Source organism: Rhodococcus sp. WAY2 (genome assembly GCF_009859915.1).
Lineage (GTDB): Bacteria > Actinomycetota > Actinomycetes > Mycobacteriales > Mycobacteriaceae > Rhodococcus_F > Rhodococcus_F oxybenzonivorans.
In genome coordinates this window covers 1,084,758-1,106,288 of record NZ_CP046572.1, presented here as the reverse complement: position 1 = coordinate 1,106,288, position 21,531 = coordinate 1,084,758, and the positions used below count along the sequence as shown (strand labels likewise).

The window sequence follows — 21,531 nt, the reverse complement described above, 5'->3', positions numbered from 1 at the left end:
AGAACATGATTCTCTCAGTACAAGAGGGTTACTTGCAAGAAGGGAAATTGCGATGCAGATCATGGGTTGTTCCGCGATAGTCGTCGGAGGCACGGGCGGGTTGGGTCAAGCCACCGTTCGCCGTCTCCATGAGGCGGGAGCCAAGGTGGTCGTCGCCGACGTCGCCGACGACAAGGGCAAGGAACTGGAGGAGGAGCTGGGAGTCCGCTACGTGCGAACCGACGCCTCGGACGAGGAATCCGTCGGGGCTGCGATCGCCGAGGCGGAGTCGCTGGGGCCGCTGCGCATCTCGGTGGACACACACGGCGGCCCAGCCGGGGGCGGGCGGCTCGTCGGTAAGGATGCAAGCCCCATGGATCTTGCTGCGTTCCGGACGACCATCGAGTCCTACCTGATCTCGTCCTTCAACGTCATGCGATTGGCCGCGGCCGCAATCGCCAAGCAGGAGCCGATCGACGACAGCGGCCGAGGCGTGATCATCAATACCGCGTCCATCGCGGCCTACGAAGGCCAGATCGGACAACTCCCCTACTCCGCAGCGAAGGGCGGCATCGTCGGCATGACCCTCGTGGCCGCCCGGGACCTTTCCCCCCTCGGTATCCGGGTCGTGACGATTGCACCGGGCACCATCCTGACTCCGGCCTATGGCAAGGCCGGAGATCAACTCGAGGCCTACTGGGGACCCCAGGTTCCCCATCCCAAGCGCATGGGCCGGCCATCCGAGTACGCGACTCTCGCCGCATCGATCGTCGAGAACGACTATCTCAACGGCGAGGTCATCCGGCTCGACGGTGGCCTGCGATTCCCGCCGAAATAAGTGCGAGTGCGGCGGAGGTCTCGGGAACCGTCGTTCCCGAGACCTCCGCCGCACTCATTCCGGCCGCACGTCGGTCACCAGCGTGCTGGTGCCGGTGTGTCGATGCGCAGCGGGCGCTGGTAGGACAGGTCGTCTTTGGCTCGCGTGCCTCTCAGGAACGCCTTCTCGGTAAAGAAGCGGGATTGCAACATCGACGCGTCAGCCTTCGCGCGCCATTCGACGGTCGAGCGCCGCACCACGATCCGCCACCCACCGTCGCGTCGTTCGCGTCGTTCGCATCGGTCGAGATAGCGGCCGTTGAGTAGCTGCACCGTGACCCCGTCGTTGAGGAGTATTCCCACCAACACGTAGCTCTCGCAGTGGGCGGTATCGCCGTCGATCTCGCACGTGTGGGTGGTGATGTTGTGTGTATGCGCCAGCGAGGTGGCCGCGTGTGCGGCATTCGCCCAGTTCGCGTAGTCCGGTCCTCTGTTGGTGCTGGTGCCGTGCTCGTCGATTCCGTCGTCGTGGTAAGTGCCACACAGGAGATCGGAATCGTGGCGATCGCAGCCACGAGAATGCCTGGCAACGCAGTCGAGGATTTCGCCGCGTCCATCAAGTACCGCACGTCACGCTGGAGCCTTGCGACATCGTCGGTGGTCAGCTGCCTCACCTTCAAAGATGGTCCTGTGAGCGTGGATGGTGGCCGATGCATGCCGGCTGCATGCGCTCAAGCGACGGCTTCCTCGCCGATCAGGGTGGTCCGGTGCAGCAACCGGGGTGAGGTGGGCGCATAGGGGACGGCGCGGTGCAGCATTCCGGTGTTGTCCCATAAGACCAGGTCGCCGCGACGCCAATGATGTCGCAGAGAAAATCGAGGTTGCGTCGACCAGTCGAGCAGACGGTCGAGAAGTGCCCGCCCCTGCTCCTCGGGCCAGCCGACCACGTGCGCGGCGGTCGCGCCGAGCAGAAGCGACTTCCGTCCGTTGCGACGCGTCCAGATCAGGGGGTGCTCGCGCGTCGGCACCCGCGCCCACGCTGCCCTTTGCTTGTCCGACGGATCAGGGCTGGCCAGCAGTTGCGCCGCTGCGAAGCTGTGCACCACGCGCAGATCGGCGAGGGACGCCTTTTCATCCTCGGTAAGGGCGTCGTAACTGGCGTAGGTGTTGGCGAACTCGGTGTCACCGCCTTCTTCTGACACCTCGAGCGCGGTGAGGAACGTCGACTTCTGCGGGACCGCGTCAGTGGCGCCGTCGATGTGCCAGCGGAGGGTGCCCTTGTTGTAGGAAGCCAGGACAGTTGTGGCTGGATCCAGACTAATGGCCGAGATTTCCGGGTGCTTCTCCTGACCACCTACCGGCGCCACGACGACGTCGCCGAGCATGCGACTCACGGCTACCAGGTGGGCATCTGCGATGTGGGCGTCACGAAAAACCACCACACCGTGCATGTCGAGCAGGGCTCGGCACCGGGCGGCGGCCTGCGCGTCGGCGAGTCGGCTGCCCTCGATTCCCGTGATTTCTACACCGACGGTGTCGGTGATCGGGGTGACATTGGCAGACACCAGTTTCTTGGAAATATGATTCTCATAGCAAGCTATCAACATTCTTATTTCGACACTACAGTTCTCTCATGCGGAGATCTGTACTTGATCGACAAGGCATAAGGCACGGCTATGTCCGTGCGGCAAGGAGATTCACATGCGTATCGGATTGACCGGCGGCGCATCGTCGACCGACAAGATCGTGCACCAAGCGGTACAGGCCGAGGCGGATGGCTTCACCTCACTCTGGTACGCCAGCAGCGTCGCCGGTGATCCACTGGCGGCGCTGACGGTTGCCGGTCGCGCCACGACATCGATCGAACTCGGAACCGCTGTCCTGCAGACCTATCCGTGCCACCCCTTGCTGCAGGCGAATCGGGTCGCCGCCGTTTCCGAAGCAATGGGCCGTCGCGGATTCACTCTGGGGCTGGGCCCTTCACACGAGTCCCTGGTCCGTGAGGTGTACGGACTTTCCTACGACCGGCCCGGCCAGAACACCGAGGAATACGTACGGATCGTCGCCGCACTGCTCCACGGTGAGGAGGTCGACATCCGCGGTCAGGAGTGGACCACACGGAGTGCCGGCCGCATGGTGCCCCTGGCCCACGAGGTGCCTGTCCTTCTTTCGGCCATGTCACCGCGCATGCTCCGGGTGGCAGGGCAGTACGCCGACGGCACCATCCTGTGGATGGCTTCCGCGAAGGTGATCGAATCCCGCGTCGCGTCCGCGATTCATGCCGCCGCGACAGGCGTGGGCCGTGCCACTCCCCGGATAGTCGCCGGGCTCCCCGTGGCGGTTCACGACGACGCCGATGAAGCCCGCGAAGCCGTTGCCGCAACCGCCACCATGTACGCGGGAATGCCGAACTACCAACGCATTCTGGAGGTCGGCGGTGCATCGAGCCCCGCCGACGTTGCCATCGTCGGCGACGAGACGTCGGTGCGCACCCAGCTGCAAGGTCTCCTCGACGCGGGTGCCACCGACATCTGGGCTGCGGTCTTCCCCGTCGGCGCCGACGCGAAAGCGTCGGTCGGTCGCACCAAGGACCTTCTTCGAGAACTGGCGACCACCGACGGGTAATCCCCGGGTTACGCCTCACACGACAGAGGCCTGGTCCCCGACCTCCTCTCGAGTCAGGTCGGAAGATCCGCCGGGATCCAGTTCGGGTTGCGCTTCTCCATGAATGCCCGCATACCCTCGCGGGGCTCCGGTGAACTTTCGAGTGCGCCGAACATCGTTTGGTAGTCGATGAATCCGTAACGCTCGTTCAGCATTCGCTTCACCTGGGCGCGGGCCTCGGGGGACGTCTGCAGCACCTCGCGGGCAGCCTCCAGCGCGGCGGCCCGCAGATTCTCGTGAGGTACCACGCGGGAGATCACCCCCAGGCGCTGCGCCTCGGCGGCATCGAAGCGGCGCGCGGACAGCATGAGGTCCCGCGCTGCGGCTATGCCGATGTGCGCGGGAAGGGCCGCCGCAAAGGTCGCATCGGGGATACCGCGGAGCAGCTCGGGCACCCGGAATGTCGCCCGATCGCTGGCAACCGCGATATCGGACATCATCGCGACCAGCAGACCGCCCGCCTGACAGATGCCGTTGACGGCCGCGATCACCGGTGCCCGACTGTCCCGGATCGTGAGGAACGGGACCACGTCGTTGCCCGCCAGTCCCTCGGGGAGCGAGTCGCCCGGCTCTGATCGGCCACCGAGATCACCGCCCGGCGCGAACACGTCGTCGACACCGGTGATGATGAGCGCAGCAAGGTCGGGATCGGAATTGACCAGCCGGACAGCCCGCTTCAGACCGAAATACATCGCGGGCGTGAACGCGTTCCGCGCCGCCGGCCGATCGATGACGCACCAGCCGATCGAACCCTCACGCTCGAACCGCAGACCACTCGTCCCCAAGGCGTCGCCCATACCTTCTCAGCTCTTTCCCGCCGTGAGCCTGGCGATGTTGGTTTGGAAGTCGTCGGATTGGAACGTCAGCTCCTCGGCGGTCATCGCATAGTCCAGCGTGGCGAGTACGGCCCGCTCGATATGCATGTTCAGCAACCGCTTCGTGCTCTCGACAGCCTGCCGGGGCTGTTCCGCAATGCGTTTGGCACAAGCGAGGGCCTCGCTCAGCGGATCGGCAACCATGTGGTTGGCCAATCCGAGCTCGCATGCTTTCGCCGCGGGTATGCGTGCGCCGGTGAGGGCGTACTCCTTGGCTTGCAGCAGACTGATCTGCAGCGGCCAGGTGAGCGGTCCACCGTCGGCCGCGACCAACCCGACCTGCACATGAGGATCAGCGAGGTAGGCCGTCTCGGCCATGTAGACGATGTCACTGAGCGCAACCAAGCTGCAGCCCAGTCCCACAGCCGGTCCGTTGACCGCCGCAATCACCGGAATACGGCAGCGTGCCATCCCGAGGACGAGTTCGCGGCCGTGAGCGATAGTCCGGGCGCGCAGTTCGCGGTCTGCCGCGAGCTCGGCGAGGTAGGCGAAGTCGCCACCCGCAGAGAAGGCTTTGCCGCTTCCGGTGAGTACCGCGGCGCGGGCATCCCGGTCTTCGCTCAGCTGAGGCCACAACCGCGCCAGTCCGGTGTGCAAGCCGTCGTTGACGGCATTGAGCGCGTCGGGCCGGTTCAGCGTGATGATGCGCAGGGCACCGTCCGCGCGGACGTCGATCTCCTCGGGCATGTCGTACATGTCAGACTCCCAATCCAAGAATTCGCGAGGCGATGATGTTCTTCTGAATCTGCGACGTTCCACCCATGACGCTCTGTGCGCGGCTGTACAGGTAGGCGCCCAGCATGTCGGTGTCGCGAGTGCCGGCCTCGGACAACGCAGCGTGCCCGACCGATTGTTCGACCCAGGTCATGAGCAGCTTGTCGAGCGACCCCTCCGAACCGTGCGACACACCGTCGAGCTGTTCGGACAACCTGCGACGGACATGCAGGCGCAGCATCTCCGTCTGCACTGCAGCCCAGGCCAGTTCCGCAGAGGGGCTCCCTTCCGACCGGGCGACGAGATCGCGTACGAGCTTGTCGTACCTGGCGGCGAAACCGAGCGTGGAGGGTTCTCGTTCGTGCCCGACCACCGTCATCGCCAGCGCCCACCCTTCCCCCGGCGCACCGACCATGTTCTCCGCAGGCACCGTAGCTCCGTCGAAGAGAACCTGACCGAACTCTTTGGTGACGCCGCTCATCATCTGCAGCGGTCGCTGCTCGATTCCCGGTTGCTTCATCGGGACGATGAACGCCGACAAGCCGCGGTGACGGGGCTTGTCGGGTTCGGTACGGGCCAGCAGGAGACACCAGTCGGCCACGTCCGAATAGCTCGTCCAGATCTTGTGTCCGTGAATGACGTAGTTGTCGCCGTCGCGGGTGGCAGTGGTAGTGAGTGCTGCGAGATCCGATCCGGCGCCCGGCTCACTGAATCCCTGACACCATCGCTCGGTTCCGTCGATCATTCCGGGCAGGAAAGTGCGGCGGAGTTTCTCGCTGCCATGCCTGCCGAGTCCGATCACCAGGTACCCGAGGCTCGGCCGGGCGGGTGCGCCCGCGATGGCCAGTTCTTCGTCCAGGATGACGTCGTAGACGGGTGGTAGCTCCTGACCACCATATTCTGCGGGCCACGACAACCCGAAGAACCCGGCGCCGTAGAGCGCCCGGTGCCATTCGGGCTGCCGTTCCCAGTACTCGTCACCCGAAGTCGGGAACGTCTTGGCCGTGTCCGCCAGCCAGGACCGCAGTCGGTCCCGGAAGGCGGCTTCTTCCGGCGAGTCACGAAAGTCCACGGTGCATCTCCTCCAGGCGTACGGGGAACAATTCGGTGGACGTCAGTGCCCGCCGAAGGTAGACGTGTGCAAGGCATTCCCAGGTGTTGCCGATGCCGCCGTGTACCTGAATCGCCGTCTCGCACACGGTTCGGGCAGCGCGCGCGCAGTAGATCTTCGCGACTCGCGCAGCCTGCTGCGCCTCGCCGGGAGTCAGCTGGTCGAGCGCCCAGGCTGCATGGCGGAGCACGCTCACCGAACCCTCGATCAGCGCCTGGCTCTCCGCGAGCAGATGCGCCACGGCTTGATAGGACCCGATCGTGTTGCCGTACTGTTCGCGCATCTTCGCGTAATCGACGGCGAGCGCCTGGGCTCCGCGGGACGTGCCGACCAGGTCGGCGGAGGTGACGAGGACGGCGAGAGCATGCCAGCGCTCGACGTGCTCGGTGGACAGTTCGCCGAGGGGTTCGAACGGCTCGAGTATGTCCGCGAAGCCTCTGGTCAGGTCCGCTCCCGGAACGACGGCTCCCACTCGACCGGCCGAGATCCGGTTTCCGCTCAGAACAAGCGCGCGCTCCAGTCCTCGCGCGTCGGTCGCTTCCCCGTCGAGGGCCACCGCCCATGTCTGCTGATCGTCGGAGACGTGCCGGTGTAGATCATCGGCGAGGACGGGTCCGAGGAAGGGAATATCGACCAGGCCCCGACCGAATTCCTCGGCGACGATGGCGACTTCCACACCCGACGCCCCGTCGGATCGAAGCGATCGCCACCCTGTTGTGGCCACCGCCTTCTCCAACCGCGCGAGCCGAGTGTCGTCGGCCAGGTCCTGGACCGACCCCGGTCCCAGGTCGTCGGCCAATTTGGCTGCGGCATCGCGCAATTGTTGCTGTTCACTTGTCAGACGTACGTCCATAGCGCTCCTTGAGTTCTCGGCGCAACACCTTGCCGGAAGGCAGGCGAGGGATGTCGGATACGAAGACCACCCGGCTGGGCCTCTTGTAGGACGCCAACCGGTCTCCCACGAGGGTGATGAGTTCTTCGGCTTCGGTCGTGCCGGTCCGTGCGACCGCGGCGATCACTGCTTCCCCGCTGACCGGGTCGGGGACCCCGAACACCGCACAGTCCACCACGCCGGGGTGCCCGTGCAGCACCGCCTCGATCTCGGCGGGCGCAACCTGAAACCCCTTGACCTTGATCATCTCTTTCGACCGGTCGGTGAGCCGAAGCCAGCCGTCCTCGTCGAGGTAACCGACGTCCCCGGTCCGGTACCACCCGTCCACGAACGCCTCGGCATTCGTCTCCTCGGGCAGGTAACCTGCCATCAGCGAATTCGCTCGAGCCTGAATCTCGCCGGGTTCTCCCACGCCCAGCAGCTCACCGGTCTCGAGCGACACCACCCGGATGCTGACGCCCGCAACGGGGCGTCCGACACTGTCCAGACGGGCCCCTTCGATCGGGTTGCAGGCGATCACCGGCAACTCGCTGGCGCCGTACGCGGGTACCCACCCGACCCCGGCGCGCCGGGTGACGGTCTCGGCGACGCTCGGCGTGACCGGAGTGGCTCCCCACATGATGTAGCGCAGCGACGACAGGTCGAACGATTCGAGGTCCGGATGCTGGGCGATGGCCAGCGCAATCGGCGCGACGGCCATCTCCACCGTGATCCGATCGGTCTCGATGTGCCGCAGCATCCGGTCCACGTCGAACCGACGGTGCAGCCGCACCCATGCGCCGACCTCGAGGGCGGTCATGATGTTGAGGACGCCCAGGATGTGCGAGGGCGGAGTAAGCACCTGCATCCTGTCCGCCGACGACAGTTGCAGCGCGTCACACCACTGCCGCACGGCGGCGCCGAAAGACGCGTGCGTGTGCCGCACCGCTTTCGGCATCCCGGTGGTGCCCGAACTGAACACGAGTACGGCCTCGGCGGCTGGATCGGGTGGCGGAAAGGAGCATTGCGCGGGGTCGACCGGATCGTCGAGGCTCAGCATCGGCAGAAGTCCGGCCAGGACCGGACTGTCCCCGACCGCGAGCGTCGGATTCGTGAGCGCCAGCGCGTGCGCGACTTCGTCATGCTTGTACGCCGGGCTGATCAGCACGACGGCAGCGCCGAGCCGCCAGATCGCTCGAACGGCCACGACGAATTCCGGCCGGTTCGACGACATCAGAGCGACACGGTCACCTGCCTTCACGCCGCGACCGGCCATCTCGGCAGCCAACCCGTCGGCCAGAGCGTCGAGTTCACTGAGGCTGTATTCGCGCTCCTCGAACACGAGCACGGTCGGCTCGGTCGTTTCTTCTTCCTCGTCGGGGGCCCGGTATCCGATGCCTGCCCCGTCTCTCGTGTGGGAATTCACCATTGAGAAGTCCTATCTCGTCAGAGAGAATGATATTCTCTCACAGTTAGAATCTCAATATCAGGAGGCGACGGGCATGTCGAGACCACCCTTGTTCCAGCGCGCGACCGTGACGCGAATCGTCAAGGAGAGCTCGGACGCACGCACGTTCGTGCTCGCACCGCACGACGGTCCGTTCTCCTATCGGGCCGGGCAGTTCTGCACATTTCGGGTCGACGTAGACGGAACCGAGCTGTTCCGCTCCTACTCCATGTCGAGCGCACCGGAGACCGATGGTGAGCTGATGACGACGGTCAAACGGGTCCCTGGCGGCAAGGTGTCGAACTGGCTGCACGATAACGTCGCCGAGGGTGACGCCGTCGAACTGACACGGCCCGCGGGAACCTTCTGCCTGCGTCCGACCTCGGCGCCGTTGCTCGGGTTCAGCGGTGGCAGCGGGATCACCCCGATCCTGTCACTGGCGAAGAGCGCGCTGGCGACCACGGACCGGCATGTCCGGCTGCTGTGCGCCGACCGAGACCACGCATCGGTGATGTTCGACGCCGTACTGAACGAACTCACCGAGCGCTATCCCGACCGGTTCTCGTTCGTACGGCACCTCGACGACCGGGGCGGATTCCTCGACGCGGCAGCCGTACGCCACTTCGTCGGCGCCGAAGGAGATGCCGACTCCTACCTGTGCGGGCCCGAGCCCTTCATGGCTCTGGTGGAGTCGGCATTGCCAGGGCCGGGCAGGATCTTCAGTGAGCGGTTCGGCGCCGCGGCCCCGACGGCGCCATCGGCCGACGCACCCGATTCCGAGGTCGAGGGAACCGTCTCGATCGTTCTGGGACGGAAAAAGGTGTCGGTGCCCAGAAAAGCGAACGAGACCCTCCTGGAAAGCGCCCGGCGCGCCGGGCTCACGCCACCGTTCTCCTGCGAATCGGGCAACTGCGCCACCTGCATCGCCACCGTCACCGAGGGCAGCGCAACCATGCGGGTGAACGATGCGCTGAGCGACGACGAGGTGGCCGAAGGCTACGTCCTCACCTGCCAAGCAGTGCCCGACACCGGGTCGATCAAGGTCCGCTACGAGTGAACCGGCAGGCCGCCGTGCTCGCCGAGGCGCGGCGGCGGCCCGTAATCCGGGTCGAAGCCGGCCACGCGGATGGGACTTCCGACCAACCGGAAGTCACCGGCATTGGCGATCATCTCCGGTGTGGCTGCGAGTGCGTCGGGCAGTGAACGCACCGCTGCCGCAGGCACTCCCAATGGTCGCAGCCGAAACTCCCAGCCCGTCGCGGAGTCGGCCGCCAGAGCCGCGGTCACAACCGCGAGGACCTCGTCACGACGTTCCGCGCGCTCGGCCATCGTCGGAAATCCTTCGATCCCCGCTTCCGCAGCGAACTTCCGCCAGAACCCGTCATGTGTGATGAACAGGGCGAGATGACCCTCCGCAGTCGGAAACAGTTGGGCCGGCACGTAATACGGATGGGCACCGAACGGCATACGCCGCGGCTCGGTGCCTTCGTTGAGATACGCCGACGCGCGGTAGTTGAGTTGCGACAGCATGACGTCGCGCAACGACACCTCCACTTGACCGCCACGTCCGGAGATGATCTGGGCCAGCAATCCGAGTGCGGCTGCCAGTCCGGTCGAGTTGTCGGCAGCGGAGTACCCGGGCAGCGTCGGCGGCCCTGCCGGGTCACCGGTGAGTGCGGCGACACCCGTGACAGCCTGAATCACGTAGTCGAAAGCTGGGTCGTCTCCCTCGTCGAGGCCGTAACCGGTGAGCGCGACACAGACTATTTTGTCGTTCCATCGACGCAGAGCGTCGTAGGTCAGGCCGTACCGGTGAATGGCGGACGGCTTCAGGTTGACCAGCAGGGCATGGGATTCGGCCGCAAGTTCTCCGAGACGGGCCTGCCCCTCGGTGGTCGTCAGGTCTACGCAGATACTCCGCTTACCCCGGTTCAGGCTGGCGAAGTAGGCGTCGCTCACCTGCCGCGAGAGGTCACCGCTCGGTGGTTCTATCTTGGTGACCTCTGCGCCGAGGTCGGCGAGCATCATGGTGGCGTACGGACCCGCGAGGATATGGCCGACCTCGAGGATCCGGATGCCCTCGAGTGGCCCCGCAGTCACCGCAGCTCCTTGACGAGTTCCGCCACGACGTCCCGGGTACGACGCTTCGAGGCGATCAGCTCGTCCCGGTTGTCGCCGATCGGCAGCAGCCGCATCGACAGGTCGGTGACCCCCGCGTCGGCGTATCGGCGGAAGCCCTCGAGGATGGCGTCCTCGTCTCCGGCGACGCACAGGTCACCGATGTCCTGGGCGTCGCCGTATCCCAGCAGCCGCTGATAGTTGGGGGAGATCTCCGCTTCCCCGAGGATCCGGTTGGCGCGCTCACGCGCAGTGTCGACTTCCGAAGGCCGGCAGAGACAGACCGGGACACCCGCGATGATGCGTGGAGCCGGACGCCCCACATTGTCGGCAGCCTTGGTAATTCGCGGGACGACATGGTCGGCGACCGCTCGCTCGTCGGCCATCCAGAGGATGGTCCCGTCGGTTCGCTCGCCTGCGATCGTCAGCATCACCGGGCCCAGGGCCGCTACCAGGACCGGCATCGGCGCCACCGGTCCGATCTCGAGCGGGTTGTGCACGGTGAAGGTGTTGTTCTCGATGTCGACCGGGCCGGGTGCGAGCAGCGCGGCGTCCAGTACGTCCAGGTAATCGCGAGTGAACGCGGCCGGCTTCTCGTAGGGGAGACCGAGCATGTCCTGAACGATCCAGTGGTGTGAGGGGCCGACTCCCAGCGCCAAACGTCCTCCAGTGGCGGCATGCGCCGAGAGCGCCTGTCGCGCCAGTGCGACGGGGTGTTGCGCCTGCAGGGGGACCACCGCGGTGCCGATTTCGATGCGGGACGTCCTCGTTCCCATCAACGCCACGGCGATCAGCGCGTCGAAGTCCGTGGGGACCTGCGGAACCCAGACGGAGTCCAAACCTGCGCTCTCCGCCCACTCCACGTCGTCCAGCATTCTGGCGACCTTCCGCGCGGAGTCCCCTCGCTCGGGCCCGATCATCACTCCGATACGCACTGTTCCTCCAGGTCCGAAAATTGTTCTCGCACGCGTGACCGGGTGGTCGACGCGGTGTAATCGCCTTTCGCCTTCTATGACGAAAGGTCAAGAGGGAGTGGGAGTTCCGGTGAGTGCGCGCACTCCGGTGACCAGATCCTCCAGAGGGGTGCTGGTGGGGAAGACCGCAGCCGCTCCCGCGGACAGCAGGCGCGGAACGTCCTCCTGGGGAATCGTGCCGCCGACCACCACAGCGATGTCACCGGCGTCCGCAGCGCGCAGCGCATCGACCGTTCGCGTGGTCAGCGCCACATGGGCGCCGGAGAGAATGCTCAGACCGACGACGGCAACATCCTCCTGGAGGGCGATCGACACGATGTCCTCGACCCGCTTGCGGATACCGGTGTAGATCACCTCGAAACCGGCGTCGCGGAGTGCGCGGGCGACGATCTTGGCGCCGCGATCGTGGCCGTCCAGTCCGGGCTTCGCTACGAGTATGCGGGCGCTCATCAGAACACCACCGGCTGCTGAAATTCGCCCCAGACAGCTTTGAGCGCGGATACCATCTCGCCGACGGTGCAGTAGGCGTTGGCGCAATCGATCAACGGGTGCATGAGGTTCTCGGTTCCTTCCGCGGCGCGGGACAGAGCGGTGAGGCAGGCATTGACCGCCTCGGGATCACGTTCGGATTTCACTTTCGCCAGCCGTTTCAGCTGCAGCTCGCGCCCTTCGGCATTCAGCTCGTACGTCGAGATCTCCGGGGGCGGCTCCGGCGAGACGAACCGGTTGACCCCGACCACCGGGCGTTCCCCCGATTCGACATCCTTGTGCAGCTTGTACGCCTCGTCGGCGATGAGGCCTTGCAGGTACCCGTCCTCGATGGCGCGAACCATGCCGCCGTGCTGATCGAGATCGTCCATGATCTCGATCAGGCGGGCCTCGGTGGCATCGGTCAGCGCTTCGACGAAGTAGGAGCCGCCGAGCGGATCCGCGACACGCGTCACTCCGGTCTCGTAGGCCAGAACCTGCTGGGTGCGCAGCGCCAGGGTCGCCGACTCCTCACTGGGCAGGGCGAACGGTTCGTCCCACGCCGCGGTGAACATCGACTGCACTCCCCCGAGCACCGAAGCCATCGATTCGTACGCCACTCGCACCAGATTGTTCTGTGCCTGGGGTGCGTAGAGGGACGCGCCGCCGGCAACACAACCGAACCGGAACATCGACGCCTTGTCCGTCACCGCACCGTAGCGCTCCCGCACGATCGTGGCCCATCGACGACGGCCTGCCCGGTACTTGGCGATCTCTTCGAAGAAGTCCCCGTGCGTATAGAAGAAGAACGAGATCTGAGGAGCGAACTCGTCGATCGTCATTCGCCCACGTTCGACCACCGTGTCGCAGTAGGTGACTCCGTCTGCGAGCGTGAAGGCCATTTCCTGCACCGCGGTGGCTCCGGCGTCGCGAAAGTGCGCGCCGGCGACCGAAATAGCGTTGAACCTCGGCACCTCGGCCGCGCAGAATTCGATGGTGTCGGCAATCAGCCGTAGCGACGGCTCCGGCGGCCAGATCCACGTGCCCCGGGAGGCGTACTCCTTGAGGATGTCGTTCTGGATCGTCCCGGTGAGCTTCGCCCGCGGCACGCCGGCCCGCTCGGCCGCGGCCACATAGAACGCCAGCAGTATCGCCGCCGTCCCGTTGATGGTGAAGCTGGTGCTGATCTTGTCCAGCGGGATGTCGGCGAAGAGGACTTCGGCGTCGGCGAGGGTGTCGACCGCGACCCCGACCCGGCCGACTTCCTCGGTGACCTCGGGGTCGTCGGAGTCGTAACCGCATTGGGTGGGCAGGTCCAGTGCCACCGACAATCCGGTGCCGCCCTGTTCGAGCAGGTACCGATAGCGCTGGTTGGACTCTTCCGCGGTGCCGAATCCGGAGTACTGGCGGAACGTCCACAACCGGCCCCGGTAGCCGGAGGCGAAGTTGCCACGGGTGAAGGGAAAGGTGCCCGGGGCGGGCGGCTCTGCGCGCCTGTCGGTCGGCCCGTAGACCGGCTCCAGCGGGATGCCCGAAGAGGTTTCAGCGAAGTCGTTCACGATGGATACAGTACTTGCAGAAAATGAGAATGCCAATATCATCGTCGAGAACGCAATGATCGACAGTGTCGGAACAGGGAGAACGATGTCCAGCCAGCAGAACGCACTCAGTGACCGGACCATGATCGTTTCCGGCGGTAGCCGCGGGATCGGCCTGGCGATCGCGATCGCCGCGGCCAAGCAGGGCGCAAACGTGGTTGTGCTGGCCAAGACGGCGGAGCCGCACCCGCGCCTTCAAGGGACGGTCCACACCGCCGTCGCGGATATCGAGGCCGTCGGCGGCAAAGCAGTCGCCGTGGTCGGTGACGTCCGCCGCGAGGAGGATGTGCAGCGCGCCGCCGACACCGCGGTGGAGCGGTTCGGTGGCATCGACATCTGCGTGAACAACGCCAGCGCCATCGCGCTCGAGGGAACCGAGGAACTGTCAGCCAAGAAATACGACCTCATGCAGGACATCAATTGCCGCGGGACGTTCCTGCTGACCCGCGCCTGCCTTCCCTATCTTCGGAGCTCCCCCAACCCGCATGTGCTCACCATCTCGCCTCCGGTGAACCTGAACCCGCGCTGGCTCGGCGCCCACCCGTCGTACACGTTGTCGAAGTATGGGATGAGCTTGCTGTCGCTCGGCTGGGCGGCCGAATATGCCGACGCCGGGATCGCAGCGAACTGCCTGTGGCCACAGACCTACATCGCCACCTCCGCGGTGGCGAACATGGAAGACGGCACGTCGATGCTCTCCTCGTCGCGCAGTCCGGAGATCATGGCCGACGCAGCAGTCGAGATTGTGTCCCGGCCTGCGAGGGAGACCAGCGGACACTGCTACATCGATGCGGACGTGCTCGCGGAGTCGGGCGTCTCGGACCTGTCCCGCTACGGCGGCGGGGATGCTCCCCAGCTCGATCTCTTCCTCGACTGACGGGACAGGACCCTGCGAGGAAGCTTCGCCGCGCTCGACGGGTCGGCAATCGACCGACCGGCTGCGACAGGCCGGGAAACCAGTGCCGTAATCTTTGGTGCGAACCGACACGAACCTTTGCCTGGAAGCAGAGGTTCGTGAAGGTGTCGTGACCGGGAGTGTCACGGCCTCTGCGCCAGAGACGAGAGAACGGTGCCCCGCACTCAGGAACACGCCGAACGTTACCGCGACGCACTCACCGCGCTCGCTGCGGCAACTCAGCGCCCGGCAAACGTCGTCAACACCGGCGCAGGCTACGCAATTCGCGTCGATTTCGAGTACAACCGCTACCTGCTGGCATCGAACGGCACCGACGGATTGGTCGACCAGACCGACGCCGCCGCTCTGTGGAAGGTGAGCCTCCACCAGGGCACGGCCGACGGCACCGCCGACGAAGTGCTGGCGGTCGCGGAGCATTCATGGCTGGTCGACGCTTTCGACATCGCGTTCGCGGACATTCGTGCCAGCGGCAAATGGCAAGCTGCGGATGCCTCGTTCGACGAATTCAACCCGACGAACGACGATCAGACCGCAAGCTGACGTGACGAGAAGTCACCCGCCGGCAGCTGCCGTGCGGGTGACGCGTGTTCACACCCCCGCGTGGGGCGAGTTCTGAGATTCGACTGCCTGTTCCAATTCGGCGTTTCGCGCCGCCAACAGCGCGTTCTGCGCTTCCAGTTCGAGGATCTGGCGGATACCGATCAGATTGACCCCGTCGGCGACGAGTTCGGTGATCTTGTCGAGGCGCGCAATGTCGTCTTCGCTGTACCGCCGCGTGCCGCCGCCGGTCCGAGTCGGCGTGATCAATCCGCGCCGTTCGTACAACCGCAGAGTCTGGGGCCCGATGCCCGTCAGCTCCGACGTCACCGAGATCCCGTAGACACCTCGCTTCGAACGAGGTGGCATCTGAGAGGACGTCACCGGATCTCCCTTCTTCTCAGGGAATACCAATCCTATCAAGGATCGACAGACACAATGTGACGCGGGGGGTACAAATTCGGTCGAGATGGACCCTCGGTGGAGGAGCCCATCGACAATCTTCGTCACGATCGCGATGCCACACAACTTCACGACCCACACTCTCGCCGCAATCGCTACTCCGAATCCCACTTTTCGCTCGACTCATCTCTGCACTGGGCGCACGTTCCGCACCGCCCAATCTCGCCGATAAAACGCAGGTAAGCGCGCTATTCGACCGTGCGCACCTCGCTCCGACGAGCCCTCCTCCGGCAGATACCGAGGCGCTCGACGAACAAAATTCTTGATCGGCTCGCTTGAACTTCTGGTTTCAGCGCTGTACAACAAAATCTATCTTCACCAACGCAGATTAGTTCTCGGTCAGACATCGAGCGGGCATCGCACGACAGACTGCCGGGCGCGAGGAAAGGAGAAAACGATGGCCAGCCGACATACGAACGCGACCCCCGACGACGGAGAGGTTCTGGTCCTTCGAGCGGGCAGCGGAGGAGCGATCGTCAGTGGCCTCCTCGCGACGCTCGCCCTCAGCACCCTCGCCGTCCTCGATTCGCTTCCGACCTGACCCGACTCGAAGCAACTCGCATCCCGTCGAAAGAGAGACCAGGGTGATAACGCGACCGTCCGTGATCGTCTCCGTCGCCATCCAATGCGTAATCGGAGTGTCGGTCATTGCCGGGTTCACGGCCGCGGCGACCGGTTCGATTCCCCTTGCTGCGTTGGTCAGCACAGCCCTCCTCGGGGTCGCCGGCCTTTTCGCTGCTACCCACCAATCCGCTCGAGAATGAGAACAATGCAGACCACAGGACAGGACGCCATGATCATGCCCACTGCTTCGTCGTATTCCGCCCCCACTCGACTCGCCGCCGGGCGGAGCGCGAGCGCGATGAGCACCGAGGAGATCAAGGCACGCATCGAGGCCATGTTTGCGGCCCGGGACGTCGACCACTCCCCGGCACTCGTCGACTAGGGCCGCACCGCCGCTCCACCGCAACGAAGACTTTTTGCCGACACCATCAGCGCTCCCGCTGATACCGGCCGGTCAGAGAAGGGCTGAGTACATGACCATGTCCATCCCGCTCGCCGAAGCACCCCGCGAGCTCCGCCGCACCACCCCGATCTCCTCTACGACGTGCCGGAAGTTGCCCCGGACACAGCTCTCCGTCGATGTCCCGCCGAATCCTCGCCCCGCGCGTACACCGGACACCACCCACCGCGCCCGCGATCAGTACCGTGACGTACCCGCACAATGCGAAGCCATCGCTCAGCTCGACGCCTCTGATCCACGCCGGGAAGTGCTACGCGAGAGGCTGATCGAACGATGCCTCCCGCTGGCCGAACACATCGCCCGCCGATTCCACGAACGCGGAGAACCGCTGGACGACCTGATCCAGGTCGCGCGGCTCGGTCTCGTCAAGGCCGTCGACCGATTCGATGCAAGCTACGGAGCGAACTTCGTTTCCTTCGCGGTCCCGACCATCACCGGCGAGGTGCGCCGCCACTTCCGGGATACCGGATGGGCCATGCGCGTGCCGCGCAGCATGCAGGAGCTTCACCTCGCCCTCACGGGAGCCACCAAACAACTGACCACCACGCTCGGTCGGGCGCCTACCGCAAGCGAACTGGCGAAGGCGCTCGACATCGACAAGAGCGAGGTCTTGGAGGGACTGCGCGTAGCCAACGCCTACAGCACCCTGTCGGTCGACTACCCGCTCACCGACGACGAAAGGCCGTTGTCGGAGACGCTCGGTGATATCGATCCGGCGTTGTCCCGCGTCGAAGATCACGTGACCGTCCAACCGCTGCTGGACGCGCTGCCCGACCTCGAGCGCACCGTGCTCGTGCTGCGCTTCTTCGGGAACATGACGCAGTCACAGATCGCCGCGCGGGTGGGCGTATCGCAGATGCAGATCTCGCGACTGCTGGCCAAGACACTGAAGGATCTGCGAACCAAGCTCGAATGATGCAAGTGTCGTCAGCATGAAAGGAGTGCCTATGGTCAATTTTCTCGACAAGGTCAGGGGACGGGCCCGGGCACGTGGTCGGCGCGAGGACCTCACCGACACCGCGAGCCGCCCCGACCGTGGGTCGACGGCGGACTCCGGGGAAAGCGCTGACCCCGCCGCCCTGCTGAGGGACACGTTCATTCCGTAAAGGCCCCGATCCTCGTGCCGCACTCGGCACGAGGATCGGTATTTGAGCCTCCTGTCAGGATTGAACTGACGACCGCTCGCTTACAAGGCGAGTGCTCTACCACTGAGCTAAGGAGGCGGACACGCGCGCCCATCATATCCATAAGGAGAACGCCGTCGTCCTCCGGCCATATTGGATAGCGTTGATGCCATGAGTACCTCGGAGATCGCCACTGTCCTTGCTTGGCACGACGCCCTCAACTCCGGCGACATCGACACGTTGCTGTCGCTGTCGAGTGACGACATCGAGATGGGTGGACCGAAGGGTGCGACCCAGGGCCTGACGCCGCTGCGGGAATGGGCGTCGACCGCGAACATCACGCTGATCCCGAAGCGAATGTATTACTACGACGGCGTCATCGTCGTCGAACAGCAGGCCACGTGGGCGACCGCACCCGAGGAGACGAGTATTGTGGCGTCCGCGTTCCGAGTAGTCCACGATCAGGTCATCTCCACTTTCCGCCACGAGACACTCGATGCAGCGTTGAAAGCAACCGATTTGACCGAGAAGGATCGTGTCTCAGACACGTAGTATGGCGAAGCTCACAGAGGGTATGGCAAAGCTCACAGACACGCTCCAGCGTTTGACCGGCGACCGCCGGGCCACCGTCGACACGGTGACGGCGGCGCCGACACCACTCCAGCCGATCGACCTCACCGATGACGCGGTGGTTGCCGAGGTTCTCGACCTCGCCGTCCGGGTCGGTGAAGTTCTGCTCGCTTCGGGGACGGGCGCGATGGACACCGCCGAACAGGTGCAGTTCATCGCGGCGACCTACGGCCTCGCGCAGTGTGACGTGGACGTCACCTACAACTCGATCGTCCTCTCCGCCTACCGCGGGCCCACACTTCCCCCCGCGAGCACGATGCGGATCGTGCACTACCGCTCCATGGACTTCACCCGCCTCGCCGCGGTCGACCGCCTCACTCGGCGTATCCGCCGCGAGGCCGTCACTCCAAGTGAGGCCCACGAGGCACTGACCGCTGTCACCACGGCGCCGCACCCCTACAACCGGTGGATCGCGACGTTGGCGTGGTCGTCGATGGCAGCATCCATCTCCGTGTTGATGGGTGGTGGGGTGCTGGTGGCGTCGGTCGCCTTCCTCACGACGATGGTGATCTACCGGGTCAACCGCGTCCTCAACCGGGTGGGGCTGCCGTTCTTCTTCCAGCAGGTGGCGGGCGGTCTGGTGGCCGCTACCCCGGCCGCCACGCTCTATACGTTCCAGGATCAGCTGGGGGTCGAAGTTCGACCGTCGCAGATCATTGCGGCCGGCGTGGTGGTGCTGTTGTCCGGATTGTCACTGGTCGGCTCCGTCCAGGACGCCATCACGGGGGCACCCATCACCGCGGCGGCCCGATTCTTCGAAGTAGTCATGATGACCGGCGGCATCATCGCCGGTGTGGCCATCTCCCTACGGGTCACCGGGTTGTTCGGTTCCACGCTTCCGCCGGTCAACGTGGAGATCGACGAACTCACCCAGCTGCCCGTGCTGGTCATGTCGGGCGCGTTCGCATCGATGTTCTACGCACTCGCCTGCTACGCCGAGCAGCGTGCGCTGACGGCGGCCTGGATGGGCGGCGCGGCCGGGTCGCTGGTCTACATGGTGGCGCATCAGTTCGGAGTGGGGCCCATCATCGGCTCCGCACTCGCGGCGACAGTGGTCGGTTTTGCCGGTGGTCTCATGGCTCGCCGAGCGCTCACCCCGCCTCTGGTGGTCGCCGTGGCCGGCATCACCCCACTGCTGCCGGGCCTCTCGCTGTATCGAGGGCTGTATGCACTGCTCAACAACGAGGTAGTGATCGGACTGAGCTCACTGCTCGCCGCCTTCGGTATCGGCTGCGCACTCGCGGCGGGCGTCACACTCGGCGAATGGCTGGCCAGGACCCTCCGACGGCCGCGCATCCTGCGGTACACAGAGAACATCCGCCGCCCCGTCATCAAGACGAGGCGGCGGAAGCCCGTGGAAACGCCCAGGGCGGCCTGAAAGACACGGAACCGTTCGATCCGTCCCAACCGGGGCGGATCGAACGGTTGTGACTCGGTGAGCTGTCACCGCAGTGCAGCTCCGAGCAGGTCAGCTCTTGTCGACGCTGTGACGACCACCCGACTTCTCGTCGGCCTCCATGGCCTCACGCAGGCTTTTCGGCCGCATGTCCGTCCAGTTCTTCTCCACGTACTCGAGGCATGCTGCGCGGCTCTCTTCGCCGAAAACCACACGCCAGCCCGCCGGCACCTCAGAGAACGTCGGCCACAGAGAGTGCTGCTCTTCGTCGTTCACCAGCACGTAGAAGCGGCCTTCTTCGTCATCGAATGGATTGGTGCTCATCTCGCCTCGCTTGTCGCATACGTGTCCTGTGCGTTCACACTAGCAAGCGTGCCGATCCGGCCACGCCGTGTTACGACAGATGTCAAGATCTCTCCCGCCCGCACGGCAACGTTCGACAGGAGCGACGACGTGATTCCGTGCGTTTTCTCCGTGCCGCCCTGAAGGTAGATTCCCGCTGCGACGTCCGGCGAAACCGCCAGCCGATAATCGCGCCCCACCTCACGCGGCGGGTGCACAGCCGGTGCGAGTTCGCCGAGGAGCGGTTCGAGAGGCGCCGGAGTGAACCCGGTGGCAAGAATCAACGCATCACAGGCGAGTGTGTCCGTGAGGCCGTCGACGGCGCTGCGTACCGCCACATCGATGCCGTCCGAACCTTCCTCGACGGAGACGATCTCGGAGGCGCGGCGCATGAAGAGGCGGCGGCGACCACGAACCCGCTCCTGGTACTCCTTGGCATACAACTCGTTGATGAGTTCGATGTCCACCACCGAATAGTTGGTGCTGCGATGGACATCGAGCAGCCGCAGGCGCTCGACCTCGGGTGCGCCGTGCAAATCGTCCACGGCCTCCGGGTCGAAGATTCGGTTGGCGTAAGGACTGTCGTCCGCCGGGCTGTAGCCGTACCGCGAGAAGACGCTGTGGACTTCGGCTTCGGGGTAGTTGGCGTGCAGGTACTGCACAATTTCGGCAGCACTCTGGCCGGCCCCCAGAACGGCGAATCGCTGGTGGGCGAGGGTGGGCAACTCACCGATGCGGAACAGGAACTGATGATTGTGGAAGCATCGCATGGAGGGCGTGGCCCACTCCGGAATACGCTCGCGCAGACCCGCACCCATCACGACGTTGCGGGCGATCACCGCTGTGCCGTCCGACGCCCGGACCTCGAAACGGTCGATCATTCCCTCGCTGTTGCGGATTCCTCGCACCGATTCCACCGCCGTGCCGTACCGGACGTCCGCGCCGACACGCCCGGCAGCCCACTGCAGGTAGTCATGAAATTCGTGCCGGGTGGGAAAGAACGTCTGGTGGTTGACGAAATCGACGAGACGGCCGCGCTCGAAGAGGTAGTTGAAGAAGGTGTACGCGCTGCGCGGGTTGCGGAATGTGACGAGGTCCTTGGGGAAAGCGATCTGCATCGTCGCCCCGTCGAGCAGCATTCCGGGATGCCACCCGAAACGGTCCTGCTTCTCCAGGAACTGCGCGCTGATCTGCTCCCCCGGCGCGCAGTTCGCGTTGTGTTCCTCGATGGCAATCGCCAGTGCGAGATTCGCAGGTCCGAACCCGACACCCACGACATCTCGCACTGGGAGATCCGTATCGACCATTTCCGGCGATTCGTTCATAGCACGCTGTCCCGTCCTCGACGCCGCGTCGCACCCGACCCAGCTGCCGTCTGCCCTAGAAGGTAGTGAAGCCTATCCTTATTTCGAGCACAGTACCAAGAAGAAAGCCCCTCCGGGACAGCCATCTCGGCACCGACTCT

General features: G+C 65.0%; 25 protein-coding genes and 1 tRNA gene. 11 read left to right on the top strand and 15 right to left on the bottom strand.

Annotated features, from left to right (window positions below):
- Window positions 1-52: 52 nt before the first annotated feature.
- Window positions 53-817: an SDR family oxidoreductase gene (locus tag GFS60_RS05165; protein ID WP_159919354.1), complete on the top strand. Its 765-nt coding sequence runs from the start codon at window positions 53-55 to the stop codon at window positions 815-817.
- Between the two features lie 74 nt (window positions 818-891).
- On the opposite strand, the gene GFS60_RS05160 is transcribed toward GFS60_RS05165, so the two are convergent.
- Entirely contained in the window at window positions 892-1,398 is a 507-nt protein-coding gene (locus GFS60_RS05160) for a nuclear transport factor 2 family protein (RefSeq protein WP_328799833.1), read from the bottom strand.
- A 128-nt stretch (window positions 1,399-1,526) separates the two neighbouring features.
- Window positions 1,527-2,360, bottom strand: a complete 834-nt coding sequence (locus GFS60_RS05155) for a TauD/TfdA dioxygenase family protein (protein ID WP_159919352.1) — start codon at window positions 2,358-2,360, stop codon at window positions 1,527-1,529.
- Between the two features lie 136 nt (window positions 2,361-2,496).
- Between GFS60_RS05155 and GFS60_RS05150 the strand changes: the two genes are divergently transcribed.
- Window positions 2,497-3,420, top strand: coding sequence for a TIGR03564 family F420-dependent LLM class oxidoreductase (locus tag GFS60_RS05150; protein ID WP_159919350.1), 924 nt, complete (start codon window positions 2,497-2,499; stop codon window positions 3,418-3,420).
- A gap of 53 nt (window positions 3,421-3,473) precedes the next feature.
- Here the strand turns inward: GFS60_RS05150 and GFS60_RS05145 are convergent, their stop codons facing one another.
- Genes GFS60_RS05145 through GFS60_RS05125 form a run of 5 tightly spaced genes read right to left on the bottom strand, consistent with a single transcriptional unit; the run spans window position 3,474 to window position 8,459 of the window.
- Window positions 3,474-4,256 (bottom strand): enoyl-CoA hydratase/isomerase family protein, encoded by a 783-nt coding sequence (locus GFS60_RS05145; protein WP_109326963.1) that lies wholly within the window; start codon window positions 4,254-4,256, stop codon window positions 3,474-3,476.
- Window positions 4,257-4,262: 6 nt separating this feature from the next.
- Entirely contained in the window at window positions 4,263-5,030 is a 768-nt protein-coding gene (locus tag GFS60_RS05140) for an enoyl-CoA hydratase/isomerase family protein (protein ID WP_159919348.1), read from the bottom strand.
- A 1-nt stretch (window position 5,031) separates the two neighbouring features.
- Window positions 5,032-6,120, bottom strand: a complete 1,089-nt coding sequence (locus GFS60_RS05135; RefSeq protein WP_159919346.1) for an acyl-CoA dehydrogenase family protein — start codon at window positions 6,118-6,120, stop codon at window positions 5,032-5,034.
- Window positions 6,107-7,012, bottom strand: coding sequence for an acyl-CoA dehydrogenase family protein (locus GFS60_RS05130; RefSeq protein WP_159919344.1), 906 nt, complete (start codon window positions 7,010-7,012; stop codon window positions 6,107-6,109). The genes GFS60_RS05135 and GFS60_RS05130 overlap by 14 nt, the downstream gene beginning before the upstream one ends.
- Entirely contained in the window at window positions 6,990-8,459 is a 1,470-nt protein-coding gene (locus GFS60_RS05125; protein WP_159919342.1) for a class I adenylate-forming enzyme family protein, read from the bottom strand. Before GFS60_RS05125 ends, GFS60_RS05130 begins: the two co-directional genes overlap by 23 nt.
- 73 nt (window positions 8,460-8,532) lie before the next feature.
- Here GFS60_RS05125 and GFS60_RS05120 point away from each other — a divergent pair, with 73 nt between their 5' ends.
- Entirely contained in the window at window positions 8,533-9,534 is a 1,002-nt protein-coding gene (locus GFS60_RS05120) for a ferredoxin--NADP reductase (RefSeq protein WP_159919340.1), read from the top strand.
- Here the strand turns inward: GFS60_RS05120 and GFS60_RS05115 are convergent.
- The 4 genes from GFS60_RS05115 to GFS60_RS05100 form a co-directional block, all read right to left on the bottom strand.
- A complete protein-coding gene (locus tag GFS60_RS05115) occupies window positions 9,525-10,577 on the bottom strand; it encodes a CaiB/BaiF CoA transferase family protein (protein ID WP_159919338.1) in 1,053 nt (350 codons plus the stop codon). The two genes, GFS60_RS05120 and GFS60_RS05115, sit on opposite strands and share 10 nt — an antisense overlap.
- The gene (locus GFS60_RS05110) at window positions 10,574-11,530 is read right to left on the bottom strand and encodes an LLM class F420-dependent oxidoreductase (protein WP_159919336.1); all 957 of its coding nucleotides are present in this window, start codon (window positions 11,528-11,530) and stop codon (window positions 10,574-10,576) included. Before GFS60_RS05110 ends, GFS60_RS05115 begins: the two co-directional genes overlap by 4 nt.
- Before the next feature lie 87 nt (window positions 11,531-11,617).
- Window positions 11,618-12,019, bottom strand: a complete 402-nt coding sequence (locus GFS60_RS05105; RefSeq protein WP_109326953.1) for a cobalamin B12-binding domain-containing protein — start codon at window positions 12,017-12,019, stop codon at window positions 11,618-11,620.
- Window positions 12,019-13,638, bottom strand: a complete 1,620-nt coding sequence (locus tag GFS60_RS05100) for a methylmalonyl-CoA mutase family protein (RefSeq protein ID WP_159926891.1) — start codon at window positions 13,636-13,638, stop codon at window positions 12,019-12,021. Before GFS60_RS05100 ends, GFS60_RS05105 begins: the two co-directional genes overlap by 1 nt.
- A 43-nt stretch (window positions 13,639-13,681) precedes the next feature.
- Between GFS60_RS05100 and GFS60_RS05095 the strand changes: the two genes are divergently transcribed.
- Both GFS60_RS05095 and GFS60_RS05090 read left to right on the top strand, forming a co-directional pair.
- Window positions 13,682-14,512: an SDR family oxidoreductase gene (locus GFS60_RS05095; RefSeq protein WP_159919335.1), complete on the top strand. Its 831-nt coding sequence runs from the start codon at window positions 13,682-13,684 to the stop codon at window positions 14,510-14,512.
- Between the two features lie 192 nt (window positions 14,513-14,704).
- Window positions 14,705-15,091: a hypothetical protein gene (locus tag GFS60_RS05090; RefSeq protein ID WP_159919333.1), complete on the top strand. Its 387-nt coding sequence runs from the start codon at window positions 14,705-14,707 to the stop codon at window positions 15,089-15,091.
- Window positions 15,092-15,139: 48 nt separating this feature from the next.
- On the opposite strand, the gene GFS60_RS05085 is transcribed toward GFS60_RS05090, so the two are convergent.
- Entirely contained in the window at window positions 15,140-15,457 is a 318-nt protein-coding gene (locus GFS60_RS05085) for a MerR family transcriptional regulator (protein ID WP_159926889.1), read from the bottom strand.
- 490 nt (window positions 15,458-15,947) lie between these two features.
- Here GFS60_RS05085 and GFS60_RS38545 point away from each other — a divergent pair, with 490 nt between their 5' ends.
- The 4 genes from GFS60_RS38545 to GFS60_RS05070 all read left to right on the top strand — a co-directional run bounded on the left by GFS60_RS38545 (window position 15,948) and on the right by GFS60_RS05070 (window position 17,680).
- On the top strand, window positions 15,948-16,091 hold the full coding sequence (locus GFS60_RS38545; RefSeq protein WP_201453506.1) for a hypothetical protein: 144 nt from the start codon (window positions 15,948-15,950) through the stop codon (window positions 16,089-16,091).
- Window positions 16,092-16,319: 228 nt separating this feature from the next.
- Window positions 16,320-16,496 (top strand): hypothetical protein, encoded by a 177-nt coding sequence (locus GFS60_RS05080; protein WP_159919331.1) that lies wholly within the window; start codon window positions 16,320-16,322, stop codon window positions 16,494-16,496.
- Between the two features lie 91 nt (window positions 16,497-16,587).
- The gene (locus GFS60_RS05075; protein WP_236603378.1) at window positions 16,588-17,490 is read left to right on the top strand and encodes a SigB/SigF/SigG family RNA polymerase sigma factor; all 903 of its coding nucleotides are present in this window, start codon (window positions 16,588-16,590) and stop codon (window positions 17,488-17,490) included.
- A 31-nt stretch (window positions 17,491-17,521) separates the two neighbouring features.
- A complete protein-coding gene (locus tag GFS60_RS05070; RefSeq protein WP_159919329.1) occupies window positions 17,522-17,680 on the top strand; it encodes a hypothetical protein in 159 nt (52 codons plus the stop codon).
- A gap of 45 nt (window positions 17,681-17,725) precedes the next feature.
- On the opposite strand, the gene GFS60_RS05065 is transcribed toward GFS60_RS05070, so the two are convergent.
- A tRNA-Thr gene (locus GFS60_RS05065) sits at window positions 17,726-17,797 on the bottom strand.
- Between the two features lie 72 nt (window positions 17,798-17,869).
- Between GFS60_RS05065 and GFS60_RS05060 the strand changes: the two genes are divergently transcribed.
- Window positions 17,870-18,250, top strand: coding sequence for a nuclear transport factor 2 family protein (locus tag GFS60_RS05060; protein WP_109326936.1), 381 nt, complete (start codon window positions 17,870-17,872; stop codon window positions 18,248-18,250).
- A 22-nt stretch (window positions 18,251-18,272) separates the two neighbouring features.
- Window positions 18,273-19,706 carry a threonine/serine ThrE exporter family protein gene (locus tag GFS60_RS05055; protein WP_159926885.1) on the top strand — a complete coding sequence of 478 codons (1,434 nt, stop codon included), beginning with the start codon at window positions 18,273-18,275 and terminating at the stop codon, window positions 19,704-19,706.
- 90 nt (window positions 19,707-19,796) lie between these two features.
- Here the strand turns inward: GFS60_RS05055 and GFS60_RS05050 are convergent, their stop codons facing one another.
- Both GFS60_RS05050 and GFS60_RS05045 read right to left on the bottom strand, forming a co-directional pair.
- On the bottom strand, window positions 19,797-20,048 hold the full coding sequence (locus GFS60_RS05050) for an MbtH family protein (RefSeq protein ID WP_109326935.1): 252 nt from the start codon (window positions 20,046-20,048) through the stop codon (window positions 19,797-19,799).
- Window positions 20,045-21,391: a lysine N(6)-hydroxylase/L-ornithine N(5)-oxygenase family protein gene (locus GFS60_RS05045; RefSeq protein ID WP_159919327.1), complete on the bottom strand. Its 1,347-nt coding sequence runs from the start codon at window positions 21,389-21,391 to the stop codon at window positions 20,045-20,047. Before GFS60_RS05045 ends, GFS60_RS05050 begins: the two co-directional genes overlap by 4 nt.
- Window positions 21,392-21,531 lie beyond the last annotated feature (140 nt).

Coding starts and splice junctions, on each gene's coding strand:
- GFS60_RS05165 (WP_159919354.1), top strand. CDS start 53: ATGCAGATCATGGGTTGTTCCGCGATAGTCGTCGGAGGCACGGGCGGG.
- GFS60_RS05150 (WP_159919350.1), top strand. CDS start 2,497: ATGCGTATCGGATTGACCGGCGGCGCATCGTCGACCGACAAGATCGTG.
- GFS60_RS05145 (WP_109326963.1), bottom strand. CDS start 4,256: ATGGGCGACGCCTTGGGGACGAGTGGTCTGCGGTTCGAGCGTGAGGGT.
- GFS60_RS05140 (WP_159919348.1), bottom strand. CDS start 5,030: ATGTACGACATGCCCGAGGAGATCGACGTCCGCGCGGACGGTGCCCTG.
- GFS60_RS05130 (WP_159919344.1), bottom strand. CDS start 7,012: ATGGACGTACGTCTGACAAGTGAACAGCAACAATTGCGCGATGCCGCA.
- GFS60_RS05125 (WP_159919342.1), bottom strand. CDS start 8,459: ATGGTGAATTCCCACACGAGAGACGGGGCAGGCATCGGATACCGGGCC.
- GFS60_RS05120 (WP_159919340.1), top strand. CDS start 8,533: ATGTCGAGACCACCCTTGTTCCAGCGCGCGACCGTGACGCGAATCGTC.
- GFS60_RS05105 (WP_109326953.1), bottom strand. CDS start 12,019: ATGAGCGCCCGCATACTCGTAGCGAAGCCCGGACTGGACGGCCACGAT.
- GFS60_RS05100 (WP_159926891.1), bottom strand. CDS start 13,638: ATGATATTGGCATTCTCATTTTCTGCAAGTACTGTATCCATCGTGAAC.
- GFS60_RS05095 (WP_159919335.1), top strand. CDS start 13,682: ATGTCCAGCCAGCAGAACGCACTCAGTGACCGGACCATGATCGTTTCC.
- GFS60_RS05085 (WP_159926889.1), bottom strand. CDS start 15,457: ATGCCACCTCGTTCGAAGCGAGGTGTCTACGGGATCTCGGTGACGTCG.
- GFS60_RS38545 (WP_201453506.1), top strand. CDS start 15,948: ATGGCCAGCCGACATACGAACGCGACCCCCGACGACGGAGAGGTTCTG.
- GFS60_RS05080 (WP_159919331.1), top strand. CDS start 16,320: ATGCAGACCACAGGACAGGACGCCATGATCATGCCCACTGCTTCGTCG.
- GFS60_RS05075 (WP_236603378.1), top strand. CDS start 16,588: ATGACCATGTCCATCCCGCTCGCCGAAGCACCCCGCGAGCTCCGCCGC.
- GFS60_RS05070 (WP_159919329.1), top strand. CDS start 17,522: ATGGTCAATTTTCTCGACAAGGTCAGGGGACGGGCCCGGGCACGTGGT.
- GFS60_RS05060 (WP_109326936.1), top strand. CDS start 17,870: ATGAGTACCTCGGAGATCGCCACTGTCCTTGCTTGGCACGACGCCCTC.
- GFS60_RS05055 (WP_159926885.1), top strand. CDS start 18,273: ATGGCAAAGCTCACAGACACGCTCCAGCGTTTGACCGGCGACCGCCGG.
- GFS60_RS05050 (WP_109326935.1), bottom strand. CDS start 20,048: ATGAGCACCAATCCATTCGATGACGAAGAAGGCCGCTTCTACGTGCTG.
- GFS60_RS05045 (WP_159919327.1), bottom strand. CDS start 21,391: ATGAACGAATCGCCGGAAATGGTCGATACGGATCTCCCAGTGCGAGAT.